19 protein-coding genes are annotated in these 19,313 nt (G+C 71.2%); 14 read left to right on the plus strand and 5 right to left on the minus strand.

Annotated elements, in window-relative coordinates; all coding sequences use genetic code 11:
• Nucleotides 1-271 precede the first annotated feature (271 nt).
• The 3 genes from ACWD26_RS35575 to ACWD26_RS35585 all read right to left on the minus strand — a co-directional run bounded on the left by ACWD26_RS35575 (nucleotide 272) and on the right by ACWD26_RS35585 (nucleotide 3,890).
• Nucleotides 272-1,270 (minus strand): CU044_5270 family protein, encoded by a 999-nt coding sequence (locus ACWD26_RS35575; protein WP_451276384.1) that lies wholly within the window; start codon nucleotides 1,268-1,270, stop codon nucleotides 272-274.
• Entirely contained in the window at nucleotides 1,267-2,001 is a 735-nt protein-coding gene (locus ACWD26_RS35580) for an RNA polymerase sigma factor (protein WP_451276386.1), read from the minus strand. Before ACWD26_RS35580 ends, ACWD26_RS35575 begins: the two co-directional genes overlap by 4 nt.
• A 116-nt stretch (nucleotides 2,002-2,117) precedes the next feature.
• Nucleotides 2,118-3,890: a chitinase gene (locus tag ACWD26_RS35585; RefSeq protein ID WP_451276388.1), complete on the minus strand. Its 1,773-nt coding sequence runs from the start codon at nucleotides 3,888-3,890 to the stop codon at nucleotides 2,118-2,120.
• A 306-nt stretch (nucleotides 3,891-4,196) separates the two neighbouring features.
• Between ACWD26_RS35585 and ACWD26_RS35590 the strand changes: the two genes are divergently transcribed.
• The 13 genes from ACWD26_RS35590 (at nucleotide 4,197) to ACWD26_RS35650 (ending at nucleotide 16,789) form a co-directional block, all read left to right on the plus strand.
• The gene (locus ACWD26_RS35590; protein ID WP_451276531.1) at nucleotides 4,197-5,069 is read left to right on the plus strand and encodes a hypothetical protein; all 873 of its coding nucleotides are present in this window, start codon (nucleotides 4,197-4,199) and stop codon (nucleotides 5,067-5,069) included.
• Nucleotides 5,070-5,151: 82 nt separating this feature from the next.
• Nucleotides 5,152-5,868, plus strand: coding sequence for a Flp pilus assembly protein CpaB (cpaB, locus tag ACWD26_RS35595; protein ID WP_451276390.1), 717 nt, complete (start codon nucleotides 5,152-5,154; stop codon nucleotides 5,866-5,868).
• A 217-nt stretch (nucleotides 5,869-6,085) separates the two neighbouring features.
• On the plus strand, nucleotides 6,086-7,702 hold the full coding sequence (locus ACWD26_RS35600; protein ID WP_451276392.1) for an AAA family ATPase: 1,617 nt from the start codon (nucleotides 6,086-6,088) through the stop codon (nucleotides 7,700-7,702).
• A 689-nt stretch (nucleotides 7,703-8,391) separates the two neighbouring features.
• Nucleotides 8,392-8,715 carry a TadE/TadG family type IV pilus assembly protein gene (locus ACWD26_RS35605; RefSeq protein ID WP_451276533.1) on the plus strand — a complete coding sequence of 108 codons (324 nt, stop codon included), beginning with the start codon at nucleotides 8,392-8,394 and terminating at the stop codon, nucleotides 8,713-8,715.
• A 131-nt stretch (nucleotides 8,716-8,846) separates the two neighbouring features.
• Complete coding sequence (locus ACWD26_RS35610) at nucleotides 8,847-10,187, plus strand: CpaF family protein (RefSeq protein WP_451276394.1); 1,341 nt, start codon at nucleotides 8,847-8,849, stop codon at nucleotides 10,185-10,187.
• Nucleotides 10,188-10,218: 31 nt separating this feature from the next.
• Complete coding sequence (locus ACWD26_RS35615) at nucleotides 10,219-11,235, plus strand: type II secretion system F family protein (RefSeq protein ID WP_451276396.1); 1,017 nt, start codon at nucleotides 10,219-10,221, stop codon at nucleotides 11,233-11,235.
• 19 nt (nucleotides 11,236-11,254) lie between these two features.
• Entirely contained in the window at nucleotides 11,255-12,157 is a 903-nt protein-coding gene (locus ACWD26_RS35620) for a DUF5936 domain-containing protein (RefSeq protein ID WP_451276398.1), read from the plus strand.
• A gap of 479 nt (nucleotides 12,158-12,636) precedes the next feature.
• On the plus strand, nucleotides 12,637-13,815 hold the full coding sequence (locus ACWD26_RS35625) for a sensor histidine kinase (protein WP_451276400.1): 1,179 nt from the start codon (nucleotides 12,637-12,639) through the stop codon (nucleotides 13,813-13,815).
• Nucleotides 13,808-14,578 carry a response regulator gene (locus ACWD26_RS35630; RefSeq protein WP_451276402.1) on the plus strand — a complete coding sequence of 257 codons (771 nt, stop codon included), beginning with the start codon at nucleotides 13,808-13,810 and terminating at the stop codon, nucleotides 14,576-14,578. The genes ACWD26_RS35625 and ACWD26_RS35630 overlap by 8 nt, the downstream gene beginning before the upstream one ends.
• A 105-nt stretch (nucleotides 14,579-14,683) precedes the next feature.
• Nucleotides 14,684-14,893 carry a hypothetical protein gene (locus tag ACWD26_RS35635; RefSeq protein WP_451276535.1) on the plus strand — a complete coding sequence of 70 codons (210 nt, stop codon included), beginning with the start codon at nucleotides 14,684-14,686 and terminating at the stop codon, nucleotides 14,891-14,893.
• Nucleotides 14,890-15,507 carry a pilus assembly protein TadG-related protein gene (locus tag ACWD26_RS35640; RefSeq protein WP_451276537.1) on the plus strand — a complete coding sequence of 206 codons (618 nt, stop codon included), beginning with the start codon at nucleotides 14,890-14,892 and terminating at the stop codon, nucleotides 15,505-15,507. The genes ACWD26_RS35635 and ACWD26_RS35640 overlap by 4 nt, the downstream gene beginning before the upstream one ends.
• A 15-nt stretch (nucleotides 15,508-15,522) precedes the next feature.
• Nucleotides 15,523-16,116: a hypothetical protein gene (locus ACWD26_RS35645; protein ID WP_451276404.1), complete on the plus strand. Its 594-nt coding sequence runs from the start codon at nucleotides 15,523-15,525 to the stop codon at nucleotides 16,114-16,116.
• 1 nt (nucleotide 16,117) lies between these two features.
• Complete coding sequence (locus ACWD26_RS35650; RefSeq protein WP_451276406.1) at nucleotides 16,118-16,789, plus strand: OmpA family protein; 672 nt, start codon at nucleotides 16,118-16,120, stop codon at nucleotides 16,787-16,789.
• A gap of 8 nt (nucleotides 16,790-16,797) precedes the next feature.
• On the opposite strand, the gene ACWD26_RS35655 is transcribed toward ACWD26_RS35650, so the two are convergent.
• The gene (locus tag ACWD26_RS35655) at nucleotides 16,798-17,880 is read right to left on the minus strand and encodes a HEAT repeat domain-containing protein (RefSeq protein WP_451276408.1); all 1,083 of its coding nucleotides are present in this window, start codon (nucleotides 17,878-17,880) and stop codon (nucleotides 16,798-16,800) included.
• A 267-nt stretch (nucleotides 17,881-18,147) separates the two neighbouring features.
• Complete coding sequence (locus ACWD26_RS35660; protein ID WP_451276410.1) at nucleotides 18,148-18,726, minus strand: TetR/AcrR family transcriptional regulator; 579 nt, start codon at nucleotides 18,724-18,726, stop codon at nucleotides 18,148-18,150.
• 91 nt (nucleotides 18,727-18,817) lie between these two features.
• Between ACWD26_RS35660 and ACWD26_RS35665 the strand changes: the two genes are divergently transcribed.
• Complete coding sequence (locus ACWD26_RS35665; protein WP_451276412.1) at nucleotides 18,818-19,264, plus strand: anthrone oxygenase family protein; 447 nt, start codon at nucleotides 18,818-18,820, stop codon at nucleotides 19,262-19,264.
• The last annotated feature ends 49 nt before the right edge of the window (nucleotides 19,265-19,313 follow it).

Below are 19,313 nucleotides of genomic sequence, written 5' to 3' on the forward strand. Positions count from 1 at the left end.
GCGAAGTCGCCCCACGTGGTGGGAAGTCGCCCTCGGCGGTTCACGAAGCCGGCCCCGGCGGTGGCGAAGTCGCCCCACGTGGTGGGAAGTCGCCCTCGGCGGTTCACGAAGCCGGCCCCGGCGGTGGCGAAGTCGCCCCACGTGGTGGGAAGTCGCCCCCGGCGGTCCACGAAGCCGGCCCCGGCGACGCGAGTCGGCCCCGGCGGCGGCGATGCCGCCCCACGTGGTGGCGAAGTCGCCCCCGGCGGTTCACGAAGCCGGTCTGCCTGACCTACGACCCCGGCCGCTCCCGGTACTCGTCCACGACGGCCCGCTGCAGGACGGCGGTCTCGCTCATGACCGTGCCCTTCTTTCCCATCTCCCCGTCCGCCGTGAGGTAGCTGCGCTCACCCAGGTACATGAGGCTGTCCCGGTCGAAGATCCACTCGGTGGCCCACGCCACCCGCTCGTCGACCCGGCGGATGCCGACGCCGTTCCGCCCCGCGGGGTCCACCGCGTTCTCGATCAGGGTCACTCCGGGGATCCTCGCGGCGGCCTCGTACAGCGCGGCGGCGGTCTTCGGCGGCATGACCGTCTCCCCCAGCAGTTCGCCGATCTTGGCGAAGACGGCCTGGGCCTTCTCCTCGCCGTCCACCGTCCTGGTCAGGCGGTAGAGCTCGTCGAGGAGTCGGCCGGGATCGGTGGGCAGGGCGGCCAGCCACTGGTACGTCGGGCGGTCGATGCCCGCCGGGGTACCCGGTGAACCCGGCGGCAGCAGCTCCCTGACCGGGGCGTAGCCGCCTTCCTCGTAATGCAGGGCCAACTGCTTCACCGGGCCGGGCTCCTGCGACACCCACACCTCCCGCTGGTGCAGTTCTCCGGGGACGAACGGGCCGTCCTCCACGGCCTCGGCCCCGGCCGTCAGGCTCTTCACATAGACCAGTTGGTCGTCGCGCACGGGCGCGACCTCCGTCCGCGCGGCGACATCGGCGATACGGTCGAGGAGGACGACGGCCGTCTCGCCGCCGGACTGTTCCAGCCCGTAGCCGGAATCCATGGTCGTGACGAGGCCGACGGTCAGCGCCCCGGCCAGCGCGAGGGCGGCGGTGGGCATCCAGATCGCCGGGCGAAGCGGGCGGAGGCGCGGCTGCCGGGCCGGGGCGGCGGCGGGCGAGGGCGTCCGGTCGTCGTCGATGAGCTGCATCAAACGGTCCTTGTGGTGGGCGAGGGGACCGGGCGGGACGTCCCGTTCGGGCGGGGGCGGCAGCAGTCGGGCCAGCTCCTCGTTCATCGGGATCCCTCCTGAATCTCCTTGAGCGGAAGGGCCGCGAACACGGCCTCGCCCTCTACCTCTCCGCGACGACGCCCCGGTTCCCTGCTGTTCGTGCGGGTTTCTGCCTGTTGTTCGCTCAGGTGCTCGTCCGTGAGCCGGCGGAGCCGTGCCCTGGCCCGCGACAGCCGCGACCGTATGGTCCCCACCGGGACGCCCAGCGCCTCGGCCGCCTGCCCGTAGTCCAGGCCGGCCCACACGCACAGCGCCAGCACCTCCCGCTCCCCGCGCCGCAGTCGGCCGTACACCTGTCGTACGGCGGCCAGCCGGCGCGCGTCGTCGAGGCGCCCGGCGGTCTCGTCGGCGAAGTCGGGCACCGGCCCCGGGGCCGGGCGGCGGGCCAGGAAGGCCAGGCGGCGGCCGAGGCCCCGGTTGGCGTTGCGGGCCTTGTTGGTCGCGATGCCCAGCAGCCATGGCTTCAACGTGCCGCCGTCGGACTCCAGTTGCTCCCGGGTGCGCCAGGCGTCGAGAAAGGTGTCCGCCATCACCTCCTCGGCCGTCGACCAGTCGCCGGTCAGCCGATAGGCATGGTTGTAGACGGTGCGCGCGTACGCGTCGTAGGCCTCAGCGAAGGTTTCCCGGTCACCGGCCCGTATCCGCGCCCGCGCCGACAGCTCCGCCCGGACCGACGCCTCCGCCCGGACCGACGCCTCCGCCCGCGCCGGGGCCTCCGCCCGCACAGGGTCACTCATGTCGTATGCACCTCTTACACCTCACACCCATGTCTCTCCGCGAGGTGCAGGAGGTTCCGGTGACCTGCGCCACAGCCCGGCGTGCCCCCGGCCGGGCGCAGGCACCGTCCCGCCGCCTACGGCAACCCGTGGACGTGCGGCCCCACCGCGTTCGACCAGGCGTTGCCCGCCGTGGCGTCCCAGTTGGTCGACCAGGTCATCGCGCCCCGCAGGTCGGGATAGGTCCGCGGCGGCTTGAAGGAGCCGCAGCGGGTGCCTCGGGTCAGGCAGTCGAGGGCGGAGTTCACCACCGTCGGGGAGACGTACCCGCTGCCCGCGCCTCGCGTCGAGGCCGGCAGACCGAGCCCCACCTGGGACGGGGCGAGGCCGCCCTCCAGTTGGATGCAGGCGAGGGCGGTGAGGAAGTCCACCGACCCCTGGCTGTAGACCTTGCCGTCGCAGCCCAGCATGGAACCGCTGTTGTAGTACTGCATGTTGACGACGGTCAGGATGTCCTTCACGTTCAACGCCGTCCGGAAGTACGCGTGGGACGTGGACTGCATGTCGATGGTCTGCGGGGCCATCGTGAGGACGAGCGAGGGGCCCGCCTTCGACGACAGGGACCGCAGCGCCTGTGTCATGTGGGTGGCGTCGAGGCCGTTCTCCAGGTCGATGTCGACGCCGTCGAAGCCGTACGTCCGCATCAGGGAGTACACGGAGTCCGCGAAGTTCGTCGCGGAGACCGCGTCGTTCACCGACACCGTGCCGCGCTCACCGCCCACCGACACGATGACCTTCTTGCCTGCCGCCTGCTTCGCCCTGATGTCCGCCTTGAACTGGTCGACCGTGTAGCCGCCGAGGCCCGCCGAGTCGAGGGTGAAGGTCACCGCCCCCGGTGTGGCGGTGGCGTCGGCGAAGGCGACGGCGATGATGTCGTACGCGGACGGGACGTCGGAGAGCCTCTGGACGGTGGCCCCGTTGTCGAAGTTCTGCCAGTAGCCGGTCACGGCGTGCCGGGGTATCCCGGTGCCGCCGCCGGGGGTCGTCGTGGTCGTGCCCGTCACGGTCGCCGATCTCGCCGACTCGCCCGCCGCGTTCGTCGCCGTGATCTGGAAGGTGTACGAGGTGGCGGCGGCGAGCCCCGTCACCGTCGCCGAGGTGCCGGTGACCGACTGGACCGACGCGCCGCCCCGGTACACGCGGTAACCCGTGGCGCCCGGCACCGGGTTCCAGGCGAGCGACACCGAGGAGGACGTCGAGCCCGACACCGTCACGCCGGTGGGCGCGGCCGGGGTCGTGGGCGGCTGGTCGCCGCCACCGCCGCCGTCGGGACCGAAGACGGAGATGTCGTCCGCGTAGTACGCCGTCTGTCCGTACCAGCCGTGCGTGTACACCGTCACCGAGGTCGTCGAGGAACCCGTGGTGAAGGTCGTCGACAACTGCTTCCAGGCCGCCGAGTCCGGCGTCCACGTCGACACGTCCGTCGTGCCGGTGCCGGTCACCCCCAGGTACGCGTACCCGCCCCGCACCCAGGCGCTGAGCGTGTACGTCGAGTTGGGCCTGACCGCCACGGCCTGGGTGCATCGGGCGTTGTCCTGCCCGGCCGGGGTCGCCCGCAGTGCGGCCGCTCCGCCGTGCACCGGTGAGGCGACCGTGCCGCCGCTGCCCGCCGCACAGTTCCAGTCGCTGAGCCCCGACTCGAATCCGGCGTTCCTGGCGTTGTTGATGTCCGCGGCGGACGCCTGCCCGGCGCCGACGAGGGACAGGATGAGGGCGAGGGCGGTGACGACGGCCCCCGACCAGAGCCGGGCCCCTGCTTGTACACGCACCCGTACCCGTATGCGTCCTTGCGCTCTCTTGTGTAGGGGTGTGCCTCTATGTATGGGTATGCCATTTCTGTGTTTGGACATGCCTGGCACGCTGGTCCAGACCAATCGAGTTGTCAATACTCCCGCACGAGACCCGCTCACCCGTCCGGGTGTCCCAACAGCCTTGTTCGCCTGCCGAGTTGAGGCATATGCGTCTCACTCTGTGTGGATACGGCCCGCACCTTCCGTGAGTCGATCAAGGAGATTCGGTGTTGATCGGGGCATGCCGTGGATATGGTGCTGATGCAAGACGATGCAGGAGAGATGCAGGAGAGGCGTCGAAGGCGACGCCGACCCTCACAGGGGCCATCTGAGGCGGCGGTCGACCACCCCGCCGAAGTGAACGGGGTGGTGTGCAGCGTGCCGACCGCGATAGCCGTCACCAGTTCCGACCTGGTGCTCCCACCGCACGACCGGCAGACCCCGCCCGCGGTCGTCCAGCCGCAGGAGACGCTCGAAGCCTCCCTGCTCGGCATGCACGCGCTCATCGAGCAGCACGGCTATGTCATCGCCCTCCACTCGGCCTCCGACGAGTCCGCCGCCGCCCGACGGCTGCACACCGTCCGCTCCGTGCTGGAGAGCGACCGCATCGCCCTGCTCGGCGTCGATCTGCCCCCGCTCGGACTCGCCCTGCTCGCCCAGCAGTTGCGCCAGCTGTCCGTGTGCGACTTCAGCCCGGGCGTGCTCGCCTCCTCCGTACGCCTGCTCGCCCACTACATCTACGCCGGCGCCCTCCTCGGATCCGTAGCCAAGCTCGACCGCGTGCCGGTCACGCTGAAGTCGCACGCCAAGTCATGGATGCCGGGCGCCCAGTTCGCCGTACTGGCCAATCCGCGGCCCCAGCTCGTCCGGCTCCACACCGCCGACCAGGAGCCCCTCACCGGGCCCGAGTTCGGCACCCGGCTGCATGTGGCGCAGGGTCCGCAGCCGCCGTCCGACTGGGTCACCGCGACGCTCGCGCCGGCCTGGCAGGTGCAGGGCGCCCTGCCGGTGCCGCTGCCGGCGGGGTCCACGCGCTGGTGGGGGACCGGCAAGCTCGTCGAGTTCGCCGCCGGCCTCTCCGACGTCTCCGTGCTCTACCAGCTCGTGTCCTCCGTGCGCCGCGAGACCTGCCACTGGTGCGGTCTCGAACTCATCGGTGACCGCTGCGGGTTCTGCGCGGCCCCGTTACGCGAACCGGAACCTGACCCCGTCCGCGCGCTGCCACGGGGGGCCACATGACAGCCGTACGACAACTCCACAGCCCCCGAGGCGGAAGCAGGTCCGCTCAAGTGCCCGGCACGTCCCCACGAGGTGAGATGTAGTGAACTCACGCCAGCGCCGCGGCGTCGTCCTGCTGGTCCTCTCGGCCCTGTGCGCCCTGGCCGCCTTCGCCGGGGTGCTCTCGGTGATCCGCGACGTGAACGCGAAGGTCGGGCCCGAGGTGACGGCGTACCGGCTGAAGAGCGACATCGCGCCCTACAAGGAGCTGTCGGCGGGCCAGTTCGAGAAGATCTCGATGCCGGAGCGGTGGCTGTCCGCCACGGCCGTCACCGATCTCGCGGAGATCCGCGGGAAGATCGCCGTCACCCAGCTGCAGAAGGGCTCGCTGCTCCAGTCCGACATGATCGTGGACCGGCCCGAACTCGAAACCGGGCAGCAGGAGATCGCGATCCTGATCGACGCCTCGACCGGTGTGGCGGGGAAGATCAACCCGGGGTCGCGGGTCAACATCTACGCCACCTTCGAGGAGAAGGACAGCGACTCCGGCAAGGACACGTCCAAGCTGCTCGTGAGCGACGCCCGGGTCATCGACGTCGGCAAGCTGACCGCCCTCGAACCCGGCCAGTCCAGCAGCGACCGCCGGCGCACGGCGACCGAGGCCGTCCCGATCACCTTCGCGCTCGACACCGCCGACGCCCAGCGCGTCGCGTTCGCCGAGTCGTTCGCCGAGCACGTCCGTCTCGCCCTCGTCGGGGGCGGGGAGGCCACGGTCGTCGTACCGGACGACCGTTCGTACACCCTCGACGAGGACAAGTAGGAGGCCGCGCGATGAGGTCGGTCCGGAACGTCCGTACGAGAGTGTCTCGAACAGGGGTGCCACGAACGGGGGTGCGTCGAAAGCCGCTACGAGTGGGTGCGCCGCCGGAGGCGGTGGAGCCGCGTGAGCCCAGGCGGTGTGAGCCTCGGCGGTGTGAGCCTTGTGGGTGTGAGACGGCCGAGCCCCACACTTCCACGACCGGAACGGGAATCCGCCGATGACCATCCGCATCCTCCCCGCCGTCGGGGACGTCGACTCGGCCCGTGCCCTCACCACCCTGCTCGGCCAGCTGACCGACGCCGAACCGGCGCCGCACGTCTCCGACTCCACCGCCCTCCTCGACACCCTCGCGCGGCTGGCCGCCGAGTCGCTGGACGAACTGCCCGAGGTGGTGCTCGTCCACGAACGGATCGGTCCCGTCCCGGTCCTGGACCTGGTCCGCGACCTCGTCCTGCGCTTCCCCGCGGTCGGCGTCGTCCTCATCACCTCCGACACCAGCACTGGCGTCCTCACCGCCGCCATGGACTCCGGCGCCCGGGGCATCGTCAACCTCCCCCTCTCCTACGATGCCGTCGCCGAACGCGTCCAGGCCGCCGCCGCCTGGTCGGCCGGCATGCGCCGCCACCTCGGCAGCCATACGCCGGAGCTGTACGCGGGCCCCGGCGGCACCGTCGTCACGGTCAGCGGGGCCAAGGGCGGCGTGGGCGCCACGGTCACCGCCGTCCAACTCGCCCTCGGGGCCCGCGCGTCCGGCCGTACGGTGGCACTCCTCGACCTCGACCTGCAGTCGGGGGACGTGGCCTCGTACCTGGACGTGCAGTTCCGCCGCTCGGTCGCCGACCTGGCCGGCATCGCGGACATCAACCCCCGGGTCCTCCAGGAGGCGGTGTACGCCCACGACACGGGGATCGCCCTCCTCCTCGCCCCCGCCGAGGGCGAACGCGGCGAGGAGGTGACGGACCGCGTGGCCCGCCAGGTGCTGGCCGCGCTCCGCTCCCGCCACGACGTGGTGGTGGTCGACTGCGGCTCCCAGATGAACGCGGCGACGGCGGCGGCGGTGGAAATGGCCGACCAGGCGCTGCTGTTGGTGACCCCGGACGTGGTGGCGATCCGCGCCGCCAAACGCATGGTCCGCCTCTGGGACCGTCTCCAGATCCGCAAGGCGGAGGAGACGCTGACGGTCGTCAACCGCCACTCGCGCGGTACGGAGATCCAGCCGTCGTTGGTCGAGAAGGTCACCGGCACGAAGGTGGCCCGCGCCGCCGTTCCCGCCGCCTTCAAGGAACTCCAGTCCGTCGTCGACGCGGGCCGCCTCCAGGACCTCGACGCCCGCTCGGCCGTCAAGCAGGCACTGTGGGCGCTGGCCGCGGAACTGGAACTGGTCGCGGCACCCGAGCACGGCGGGGGCGGCCGTCGCCGCAGGTCGCCGACCGACCGCGGTGCCCTGGTCCTCCGCCGCAAGGGCGGCGACCGAGGTTCCGTGACCCTCGAATTCGCCGGAATCTTCCCCCTGATCCTGATCACCATGGCGATCCTCTGGCAGGCCGCCCTCTACGGCTACACCTACTCCCTCGCCGGCAACGCGGCCGACGAGGCGGCCCGCGCGGCCACCGCCGCGTACGCGGTCGACGGCGACATCGCCGGCGCCTGCGAGGCCGCCGGCACCCAGAACCTTCCGGCCGCCTGGGACGACACCTCCATCGACTGCGCCCCCGTGGGCCCCGTCATGCGAGCCGAGGTCCAGGCCACCGTCCCCCTCTTCTTCCCGGGCTTCGACGCCGGCTGGACAGTCAACGGCGAGGCGGGCGCGGCACTGGAGGGGGACCCTCAATGACCCTGACCGACAAGGACGCCCAACGAAAACCCCCCACACCTCCGAACAACGACGAGGCCAACGCCAACACCACACCACGCCCGGCACGTCGGGTGGGCCGCGCACCGACGGGAGGTGAGGCAGAGGCCGATGCGGCGGCACGGCCGGCACGTTGGGTTGGCCGAGCACTCACGGGAGGTGGGGCGGAGGCCGATGCGGCGGCACGGCCGGCACGTTGGGTTGGCCGAGCACTCACGGGAGGTGGGGCGGAAGCCAATGCGGCGGCACGGCCGGCACGTTGGGTTGGCCGAGCACTCACGGGAGGTGGGGCGGAAGCCAATGCGGCGGCACGGCCCGCGCGTCGGGTGGGCCGCGTACCCACGGGAGGCGGGGCGGAAGCCAATGCGGCGGCAGCCCCCGCACGCCGGGTGGGCCACGTACCCACAGGAGGCGGAACGGCAGGCAATGCGGCGGCACGCCCCCCACGCCGGGTCGGCCGCGTACGGCGAGAAGGGGGCGTGTCGGGGGGTGTCCGCCCGCAGCGGTTGGCGCGTCAACACGTCTCACTTCCCAGCCGACCGATTCCGCGCCGTTCCGAGGACGGACACCCCCCGGCGCGCCCCCGACCCACCCACCGCCCCCGGGCGAACCACCCACCGACGCGAAAGCCACCCCGCCGCCACACCTGGAACGACCGAGGCAGCTCCATCCTGGAGTTCGCCGGCTTCCTCCCGATCCTCCTCCTCGTAGGCATGGCGGCGATCCAACTGGGCCTGGTCGGCTACGGCATCAGCCAGGCGGGATCGGCGGCGAGGGCGGCGGCGCGGGCCGAGTCGCTGGAGGCCGGCACGGGCAGCGCGGCGGGCGTCGCCGCCGCGAGCGCCTGGCTGGACCCGAACCCGGCACTGGACGGAGCCGGCACCGACACCACCACCTTCACGGTCACGGTCACCGTCCCCTCCGTGATCCCCCTCTTCGACCCGGTCACCGTGGAACGCACCGCCACCATGCCCAACGACCTCGACCCCGACTGACCGACCCCCGCCCCCGCCCTCAGCCCTGCCCCCAGCCTCAGCCCTCAGCCCTCAGCCCTCAGCCCTCAGCCCCCAGCCCCCAGCCCCAGCCCCAGCCCCCAAGCCCACCCCCGAGAGGAGTTGACGAGAAGATGAGCCTGCGATCCCGTATCGCCGCCCCCGACGAAGGGGGAACCGGACGCGAGGACGGACACCTCGTGGCCGTCTACCGCGCCAAGCTCCTCGAAGAGATCGACCTGGCCGAGATGTCGGCCCTGACGGCAGCCGACCGCAGGGCCCGCCTGGAACGCGTACTGGGCCACATCATCAGCCGAGAGGGCCCGGTCCTCTCCTCCGCCGAACGCTCCCAGCTCATCCGCAGGGTCGTCGACGAGGCCCTCGGCCTGGGCGTCCTCGAACCCCTCCTCGCCGACGCGTCGGTCACCGAGATCATGGTCAACGGCCCGGACTCGATCTTCGTGGAACGAGGCGGCCGCGTAGAACAGCTCCCCCTCCGCTTCGCCTCCACCGACCAGCTCATGCAGACCATCGAACGCATCGTCTCCACGGTCAACCGCCGCGTCGACGAGTCGAACCCCATGGTCGACGCCCGCCTCCCCACAGGCGAGCGCGTCAACGTGATCATTCCCCCGCTCGCCCTCACGGGCCCGACCCTCACGATCCGCCGCTTCCCCCGCGCGTACACGCTCCCGGAACTCATCGGCCTCGGCTCCCTCGACGAGCAGATGCTGATGCTCCTCGCCGCCTTCGTCCGCGCCCGCTTCAACGTGATCGTCAGCGGCGGTACCGGCACCGGAAAGACCACCCTCCTCAACGCCCTCTCCGGCCTGATCCCGCCCCGCGAGCGCATCATCACCATCGAGGACTCCGCCGAACTCCAGCTCCAGCAGGAACACGTCATCCGCCTCGAATCGAGGCCCCCCAACATCGAGGGCAAAGGCCAGGTCACCATCCGCGACCTGGTCCGCAACTCCCTCCGGATGCGCCCCGACCGCATCATCGTCGGTGAGGTCCGCGGCGGCGAGACCCTCGACATGCTCCAGGCCATGTCGACCGGCCACGACGGCTCCCTCGCCACGGTCCACGCCAACTCCGCCGAGGACGCCCTCATGAGGCTCCAGACCCTCGGCTCGATGTCCGAGGTCCTCATCCCCTTCGAGGCCCTCAAGGACCAGATCAACTCGGCGGTGGACGTGGTCGTCCAGCTCACCCGCTTCGCCGACGGCTCCCGCAAGATCACCGAGATCGCCCTGCTCGTCTCGCACGGCCGCGAACAGTTCCGCATCGCCACGGTCTCCCGTTTCGCCCCGGACCCGCTCGGCGCCGACCGCGTCGTCCACGGCCGCTTCGAGCACTTGCCGATACCCCGCCCCGTCGCGGAGAAGCTGTACGTGGCCAACGAGCCGCTGCCACCCGCGTACGGCGTGGCCGAGGCCATCGACCCACTGAACACCCGCCAGGCCATCGGATAGCCCCGAGAGCCCCGAGGAGGTAGGACCGCACATGGCGACAGCCCAGGCACACCTGGCAACGCTGGCCCAGGCACCCCTGGCCCAGGAGGCACCGCTGGACCTGGACAACACCACCCTGCTGGCCCTCGGCGCCACCGTCCTCTGCGGCGCCCTCGCCGTCGCGGGCGCCCACGCCTACGCCTCCGGCCGCGCCCAGCGCCAGGCTCTGGTCGACCGCCTCGCGGGAGCCCCGGGCGGCCCCCTGCGCACCGCCGCCGGCCGCGTACGCCGCTTCACGGCCGTCGACCGGCGCCTGCGCCGCACCCGCCTCGGCCGCGCGATCCACCTGCGGCTGACCACGACGGGACTCGACCTGACGGCGGGCGAGTTCGCCACGTACGTCGCCATGGTCGTCGTCGCCCTGTGGCTGATCGCCGCCGCCACCCTCGCCCCGTTCTTCGGCCCGATCGCCGGCGCGGTGGGCGTGTGGGCGGCCGCGATCTTCCTCAACTGGCAGCGCCAGAAACGCATCGAGGCCTTCATCAACCAACTCCCCGACGTGGCCCGCCTCCTCGCCAACGCCACGGCGGCCGGCCTCGCCCTCCGTACGGCCCTGGCGATGGCGGCGGAGGAACTGGAGGCCCCGGCGGGCGAGGAACTCGCCCGGGTCGCGGACCAACTGGCGCTCGGCCGCTCGATCGACGACGCTCTGGGCGAACTCGCCGAACGCCTGCCCTCCCGCGAACTGATCGTCCTCGTCACCACCCTGGTCCTGTCCAACAAAGCGGGCGGGTCGGTGGTCAGTTCGCTCCGCAACCTCACCCAGACCCTGGAGGACAGGAAGGAGACCCGGCGCGAGGTCCGCACGATGCTCTCCGAGGTCAACGCGACGGCCTTCACCGTCCCCCTCCTGGGCCTGGGCTCCCTCCTCCTGATCAACTCCTCCAACGACGGCGCTCTGGCCCGGGTGACCGGCTCCCCCCTCGGTCAGGTCCTGGTCCTGATCTCGATCGGCCTCTACACGGTCGGCTTCTTCGTCATCCGCCGCCTCGGCAAGATCGAAGTATGAGAAGGAGGCCGTGCCCGACATGACGACGACGATGCTGCCCCTCCTCCTCGCCCTCCTGACGGCCATCTCCGTCGCGGGCGTCCTCCTGGGCATCCGCATGATCCGCGCCGACGCGAAACTCCCCAGCGACCTGGCCCTAGCCCTGGAGGTGGGCGCCACCCGGGTCTCCAAGACCGGCTCGGCCGTCGACCGCCTGGGCATACGCTTCGCGCCCCTCGTCCTGCGCCTCATGGGCCCCCGCCGGGTCGAGGCCAAACGCCGCCGCATCGACATGGCGGGCAACCCCGGTGGCCTCACCCTCAACCGCTACGCGGCCCGCCGAGCCGTCTACGGCTTCTTCGGCGCCTTCATGGGCCTGGTCTTCCTCACCAGCGGCCGGCCACTCTTCGCCGCCTTCACCTTCGCTTTCGGTTTCCTCGCCGCCGACGCCGCGATCTGGCAGGCCATCCGCGAACGCAAGGACGTCATCGACCGCACGCTGCCGGACTTCCTGGACGTGCTGGCGGTCGTGGTCTCGGCGGGCCTGGGCTTCCGCCAGGCCCTGGACCGGGTCGCCGAGAAATACGAGGGGCCCTGGGCCGACGAACTGCGCATCACCCTCCGCCAGATGGACATGGGCGTCAGCCGCCGCCAGGCCTTCGACGAACTCCGCAAACGCAACTCCTCCGAGCAGGTCGCCCAGTTCGTCTCGGCGCTCCAGCAGGGCGAGGAACTGGGCTCCCCGATCGCGGAGACCCTGATCCAACTGGCCGCGGACATGCGCCGCACCGACGCGCAGAACGCCCGCCGCCGAGCCGCCCGCACCATCCCCAAGGCCACCCTGGTCACCCTGGTCTTCATGCTTCCGGCCACGATGATCCTCATCGCCACGGGCATGTTCCTGGGCTCGGGCACCAACTTCGGCGACATCCTGGGCCGCTGATGAACGCCCAAAGCCCTGAAGGCACCCACAGCCTTGAAGACACCTACGGCCTTGAAGGCACTCGAAGCCCTGAAGGCATCCAAAGCCCTGTACGGAGCTCCTGGCGGGCCCGCCTGCGGCTCCCCCTCCTACCCTCCTGCGGGCAATCGTGCCGCTGGGGCGATGGGGGTCCCCCCGGTCGAGCGAAGCCGAGACTGGGGGAGGGTGGGCGCAGGCGGCGCCTCGTAACCGCCGAGCAGCGGAACCCACCCCCGCCCGGCCCCGGCGAGGGCACACGCACCCCACCCCCTCCCGGCCCCGGCGAGGGCACACGCACCCCACCCCCGCCCGCCCCCGGCGGAGGGCCCACCACCGGGTACCTCGCCGACGACGCCACACCCCCCGCCACCCTCCGCCTCCAGCTCAACGCCCTCCAGGCCCTCGCCCGCCAGACCTTCGCCGTCCGCCTGGTCACCCTCACCATCGGCACCCCCTTCGCCATGGCCAACACCACGGACGGCCCCCCGACCCACGCCGTACTCATCGCCGCCGTCCTCGGCATCACGATCTCGTACGCCATGCTCAGGGACTGGGACCGCTTCGCCCCCCGCCTGCTCGCTCACCCCACCCTCATGGCCCTGGACCTCCTCTTCGGCGCGGTCCTCCTCCTCACCGCCTCCCCCGCCTCCCCCCTCGCCTACGCCACGGTCTGCACCCCCCTTCTCTCCGGCCTCCTCTACGGCTGGCGCGGCGCCGGCGTCCTCACCGGCCTGCAACTGGGCGTCCTCCTCACGGTCCACCGCGCCTGGGAACACCGCCCCGGCGCAGGTGCCAACGCCCTCCTCATCGCCGGCTTCTGCGTCGCCGCCGGCATCATCGGCGTAACCCTCCGCAACCTGATGTTCCGCTTCGGCACGGCCACCCAGGCGCTCTCCGAAGTCACGTCCCGCCTGGCCGTCGCGGAGGCCGTGGAGTCGGAACGCGCCCGCCTGGCCCGCGAACTCCACGACTCGGTCGCCAAGACACTCCACGGCCTGGCCCTCGCCGCCGACGCCCTTGCGACCTCGGCGGACCGCCACGCCCCCGACCCGGCCCATCTGAGACAACAGGCCACCCTCGTCGCCTCCGCCGCCCGCCGAGCCGCCGCCGAATCCCGCGACCTCCTCACGGACCTACGCCACCACACGGCCCTGACGACGACCACCCCGCCCCCGGACCTCGTCACCGAACTGGCCACCCGCACAAGGGCCTTCGAGTCCCGCACCTCGATCCCCACCCGCCTCGTCCGCACGGGCGAGCCGCCCCCGCCCCTCCCACCCGAAACGACCCACCACCTCCTCGCGATCGCCGCGGAGGCCCTGGAGAACACCCACCGCCACGCACGGGCGACCACGGCGGAGGTGTCCCTGAAGATCACCCCGACCCTCCTCCGCCTCACGGTCAGGGACGACGGCGTAGGCCTCCCACCCACCCGCACCCTCGACGAAGCGGCGAGATCCGGCCACTTCGGCCTCCTGGGCATGTGGGAACGAGCGGCCCGAACAGGCGCGACCCTGCACGTGGGCCCACCCCCCTCACCCGCCCAGGGCACGACAGTCACCCTGACCCTGACTCTGCCCCTCCGCACACCCCCCACCGCCACCCCCGAAGCCCCCCGACAGGAGGCCGCACATGCCTGACCAGCCCCAGGCACGCCCCGGCCCACCCCTCCGCGTCCTGGTCGCGGACGACAACCCGGTGGTCCGCGCCGGCCTCACCGCCCTGCTGGGCACGCACCCCGACCTAGCGGTGGTGGCCCAGGCCACGAACGGCGAAGAGGCGGTGGTCGAAGCGCGCAGGTGCCGCCCGGACGTCGCCCTCCTCGACGTCCGCATGCCCGGCACGGACGGCCTCACCGCACTCCCCGAACTGGCCTCGCTCTGCCCAGTGATGATGCTGACGTACAGCACGGAACCCGAGGTGGTGACCGAGGCCCTGCGCCGGGGCGCGGCCGGTTACCTGGTCCACGGCGAGTTCACGGCCCCCGAACTGATCACGGCCGTACGGAACATGAGGGACGGCCGCCCGACCATCTCCGCGACTGTCTCAAGTTCGCTCGGCGTTTCCTACAAACCTTCACACGAAAGTCACGACCTTACTTCGCAGCTGCAACCAGTTGTGGCACAGTCGTCAAAGGCTCGCCCCGCCCATGCGTCGGCTCTTCACCGCCGCATCCTCAATCATTCCAACCGACCGTCCTTCGGCCTGAGTTCAAGGGAGGTGGAGGTGATGGACCTCATCGCGTCCGGCATGAACAACCGCCAGATCGCCGCCACCTGTTTCATCAGCGAGAAGACCGTCAAGAACCACATCAACCGCATCTTCGCGAAACTGCACACCTCGACGCGCAGCGAAGCCATAGCCCACTGGCTGGGCACGGCCCACCGGGGGTGGCCCCGATGACCCCACCCGCAAACCGAAATTGGGTCCCCGGACCCACCCCCCGTACGTGCCATCTCACGTACGGTGATCCGGTTGGCGTCGGCATCGCGCGGGAAGGCAACCGCCATGAAGGTGAAGCACCGTTTCGGGGCGTGGAGGAGGACCGTCGTCTCCCGGATGAGGGGGAGGGGGCGGGACTCAGGCGCGGGGTTCGTGGAGTACGCAGGCATCATGATCATCGTCGCCGGGATCTTCGTGATGATCGACGGCCTGGGGCTGGACGGGCTGATCTCGGGCGCGATCCTGGCTGCGGTGAGCAACGTCATCGGCGGCTGACGGGCCCACGACCGTTCGACGACCGAGGATCCACCCTCCCCATCTACATTTGGCTGACGACGATTCTGCTCTTCACGGCGTTGGCCCTCTTCGCATTCGCTCAGGCGGCGTCCGCCCGCAACGGAGCCCAGTCCGCGGCGGACGCCGCGGCGTTGGCCGCTGCGCAGGAGGCCCGGGACGAACTGCTGCTGGATCTCGTGGACGTCATCGAGGCGGGCGACCCGGGCTGGCTGGACTGGCTGGACCTGACCGGCGTAGGGCTCCCCGCCGAAGGTGCCACCGACGCGGCCGCGGAACTGGCCGCCCAGAACAACGCGACCCTCGAAGGCGGCGCGGCGCCCACCGAAGTGAACGGTGACCCGGGGTTCCGGGTCGACGTCGTGACGGACTACACGGTGGGCGATTCGATTATCCCCGGCACCGAGAACATGACGGCCCAGGCCCAGGCGGTCGCCGTCATACAGCCGCGCTGCGACCTCCCTCCGAACCCCAACCCCGCACAGTCCGTCGCCTTGGACTGTGACGGCGTGCCCGTGAACATCGACCCCGGAAATTTCGATCCGGACGACCTGCCCGACGCATCCGTGATGTTCTCTGTGTATCTGGCCGAGTGAGAGGAAGCCGTACCGATGAACCTTCGGCACACCATGAAGGGCCGCAGGGCAGTGACCGCGGTGGCGATCGCGACCGGGCTGCTCCTCACGGTGGCCGGCTGCGGCGGGGGAGGGGACGACGACAAGTCGTCGAACACGGAGTCCTTGTCGACGCCGTCCAAGGGCAACGGCGATGACGACAAGCAGGAGTCCGAAGCTCCCGCCACGGAGTCAGTCTTGGCCGAGGTCAAGGCCGGTGGTCTGACCCTCAAGGTCACGTCGGCAGCCCGCGACGGTGGCGGCTTCGTCACGGTCGAGGGCACGGTTACCAATGGCACCGGCAAGCCATGGGTCGGCGCGGAGTGGCGAGGCGACGAAAACGAACTGGCCAAGAACGGCGGCTCGATCGCGGGCGCCAATCTGGTCGACCAGACAGGTAAGAAGAAGTACCTCGTCCTCCGTGACACGGAAGGGCGTTGTCTGTGCACGAGGTTCACTGGTGGCGTCGGGACCGGCGCGACCACGGACTGGTTCGCCCAGTTCCCCGCCCCACCCGAAGGCACCACCTCCGTGGACTTCCAGGTCGGCTCCATGCCCCCCGCCACGATCGAACTCTCCGAGGACGAGTGACGTGACGATGACCGCCCGCACCCCCCGGGCCGCCGCGACGACGGGCACGGCGGCGCTGGCCGTGACCGTGGCCGTCCTGGCCGCCCTCACCCTCGCCACCCCCGCGCACGCCGCCGACGACCCGAGCGAACCCCCGGGCACGGTCACCACCTCCCCACCCCCGGACGTGGACGCCAACAGCCCGGGCCTGAAGCTCGCGCAGGGCGCCACGCTCGCCCCCGCCAAGGTCCTGGACATCAAGTCGGTCGTGGAGGACCTCGGCGGCGAGGAACGCCGCGAGGACACGAACGAGAACGTGACGTTCGCCCTCCAGGCGGAGGTCCTCTTCCCGAAGGACAGCTCGAAGCTCAACCCCCAGGCCCGCTCCCGCATCCAGACCATCGCGGAGGAGATCAAGAAGCAGAGCGCGGGCACGGTCCGCGTCTTCGGCTTCACGGACAACCTCGGCTCGTACTCCCACGGCCTGACCCTCTCCAAGGCGCGCGCCGAGGCCGTCCACGACCTCCTCGCCGCCGACCTCGGCGGCAACGTCACCTTCGAGGTACGCGGCTACAGCGAGGACTACCCCATCGCCGACAACTCCTCCGAGGAAGGCCGCAAGAAGAACCGCCGGGTCGAGGTCTCCTTCCCCCGCACCACCACGGACGCGGGGACCGACAGCGAACAGAGCTGAACGCCACCTCACTCCGGCAACGAATCCCGCACGTCCCAGAAGTGCTCCTGGGACCACCGCTCGATGACCCGGTACGCACGCGCGTAGTACCGGCCCTCACGCGACTCGTCGAGGAAGCGCCGTACGAGGATCTGCTCCGCGCGGAACGGCAGCGCCCGCCCGGTGTCGAGCAGCCCCAGCGCGCAGGCCGCGTCATGGACGACGGTCGGATCCGGGTCGTACAGGGCGCGTCGGAGGGCGGTGTGGACGCCGGGGGCCGGAGCGGAGGGGTCGAGGAGGTAGGACAGGGACGCCACGGCGTGGCCGCGCACCTCGGCGCACGGGTCGCGGGCCAGGGCGAGCAGGGCGTCAAGGGCCTCGCGGTCCTTCGGGTCCGTGGACGCCTCGACGGCGAAGGCGACCGCCGCGCGCACCTCGGGATGCGGATGGCCGACATGCCGCAGGATCTCCCGGGCGTTCTCGGTGAACCCGGACTGCATCGACAGGCCCCGGACGACGAGCCCGAGGACGGCCGGATGCTCCTCCACGCCCACCCGCGCCCGCAGCAGCGCCGCCGCCTGCCGCGTCCGGTGCTCGCCATTGCGCAGCGAGGCGTTGTACAGACAGAAGAAGCCCATCAGTTGCGCCGCGAAGTAGCGCTCGGGCGCCCGGGGGCTGTTCAGCGCCACCTCGGCCCCGGCCACGGTCTCGTCGTCCGCCCAGCCGTCCAGGGTCCAGGCCATCCTGAACCAGATCTCGCTGTCGGGGTCACCGAACCGGATCGCCCGCTCCATCGTCGTCGCGAAGTCGGCCCGCTTGCCGAAGAACTTCTCCAGGTCCGTGACGATCATCAGATACCCGGGCTCGTCCGGGTTCCGCTCGGCGCCCTCCTCCGCGAAGTCCAGCGCGCTGCGGCCCCGTTCGTCCCGCAGGGCGACGTACGCCCCGTTCTCCCGCAGCGCGTCCGCCGCGTGGTGGGCGCCCGCCCCCGCCGCCAGCATCAACGCGGTCAGTCCGCCGGGCGACCGCCCGTTGACATCGGCACCGCCGTCGAGAAGGGCCCTGACCGTCTCCTCGTCGTCGTTCCGCGCGGCCAGCCCCAGTGGCTCCAAGCCCGATCTCCTCGCTCCTCGACTCGACTCGCTCGAACGCCCATCCGCGTACCCGGAGCACGCTAGGCCGCTCCGCCGACACGGGCGACCGATTTCCCCGCCGAGGACCCATGTCCGTGCGACCGGGCCTCCCTACGGCGTCGCGAATGACGCGGCGTCAGGGCGCGTACCGGGGCGTGATCAATGAGCAGCGCAGCTTCCGGGGCGGGTGCCCGTCTGGGGTACGGGGCCCGAGGACCGCGGTCGCGTGCCCGCCGGGATGGTGTGTCAGAGCACGGCGAGCCGGTCCACCAGCAGTTCCACCCTGTGCTCGGTGTCCTCCGGCGGCAGCCGGCCCGCCCGGGTCAGGGTCGCGATCCCGTGCAGGGACGCCCAGAACACCTCGGTGAACAGCCCCGGGTGGACGCCGTCCCCGCCGACCTCGGAGAGGCACTCCAGCAGGGCGGCGAAGGCGTCCTTGAGAGGTTCCGGGGTGTCCTCCTGTGCGTACGCCAGGCCGCCGTCGAGCTGGAACAGGGCGTCGTAGACCGCTGGATTGCGCTCGGCGAAGTCGAGGTAGCCGCGGGCGAGGGCGGTGACCCGGGCGCGCGGACCGTCCGCGGCGGAGGTCGCGGTCCGCAGTGCGACGGCCAGCTCGGCAGCGCCCTCGAGGGCGACGGCGCCGATGATCTCGCGCTTGCCGCGGAAGTGGCTGTAGAGGACGGGTTGGCTGTACTCGATGCGCTCGGCGAGCCGGCGCGTGGTGACGGCGTCCCAGCCCGACTGCTCGGCGAGTTCGCGGGCCGTCGCCACGATGAGACGCTCGCGGCCCGCCCGCTCACGCTCCTTGCGTTCCTTTACCGACATGACCAGATCCTAGCACCGCTAGACAATCGAGCGGCAGCAGTACTAGCGTTGCCTTGCCAGCTAGCAGCGCTAGATAATGAGAGAGGCCGTCATGCTCAACGCACTTGAGGTGTTCACCATCGTGGTCGTCGGTGTGATGGTGGGAGTGGAGTTCTCCGTCGCCTTCGTCATGAACCCGATCCTCAACGCACTCCCCGGCGACGCCGGCCAGCTCGGCAAGTCCCACGGGGGCCGGATGCTCGGCGCCGTCATGCCGGTCTGGTACATCGGCTCGCTCGTCCTCGTCGCGATCTGGGCCGTCGCCGGATGGCATGACCAAGGCACCGGCCTCGTCGTGGGCGCCGCCGCGCTGCTGATCCTCAGCGTGGTCATGTCGCTCCTGCTGCTCGTCCCGATCAACAACCGGGGCAAGACGTGGACCCCCGACAACCGGCCCGCGGACTGGAAAGAGCAGCTGAACCGCTGGGAGCGCTGGCACTACGTCCGCGTCGCCGTCATCATCGGCGCCTTCACCCTGTTGGCCGCCGCCCTCGCCTGAGGCCGACCTCCGCCGGCGCCTCCGGGATCAGACCCTCCAGCCCACAGAG

It is taken from the genome of Streptomyces sp. NPDC002787, from assembly GCF_053592095.1.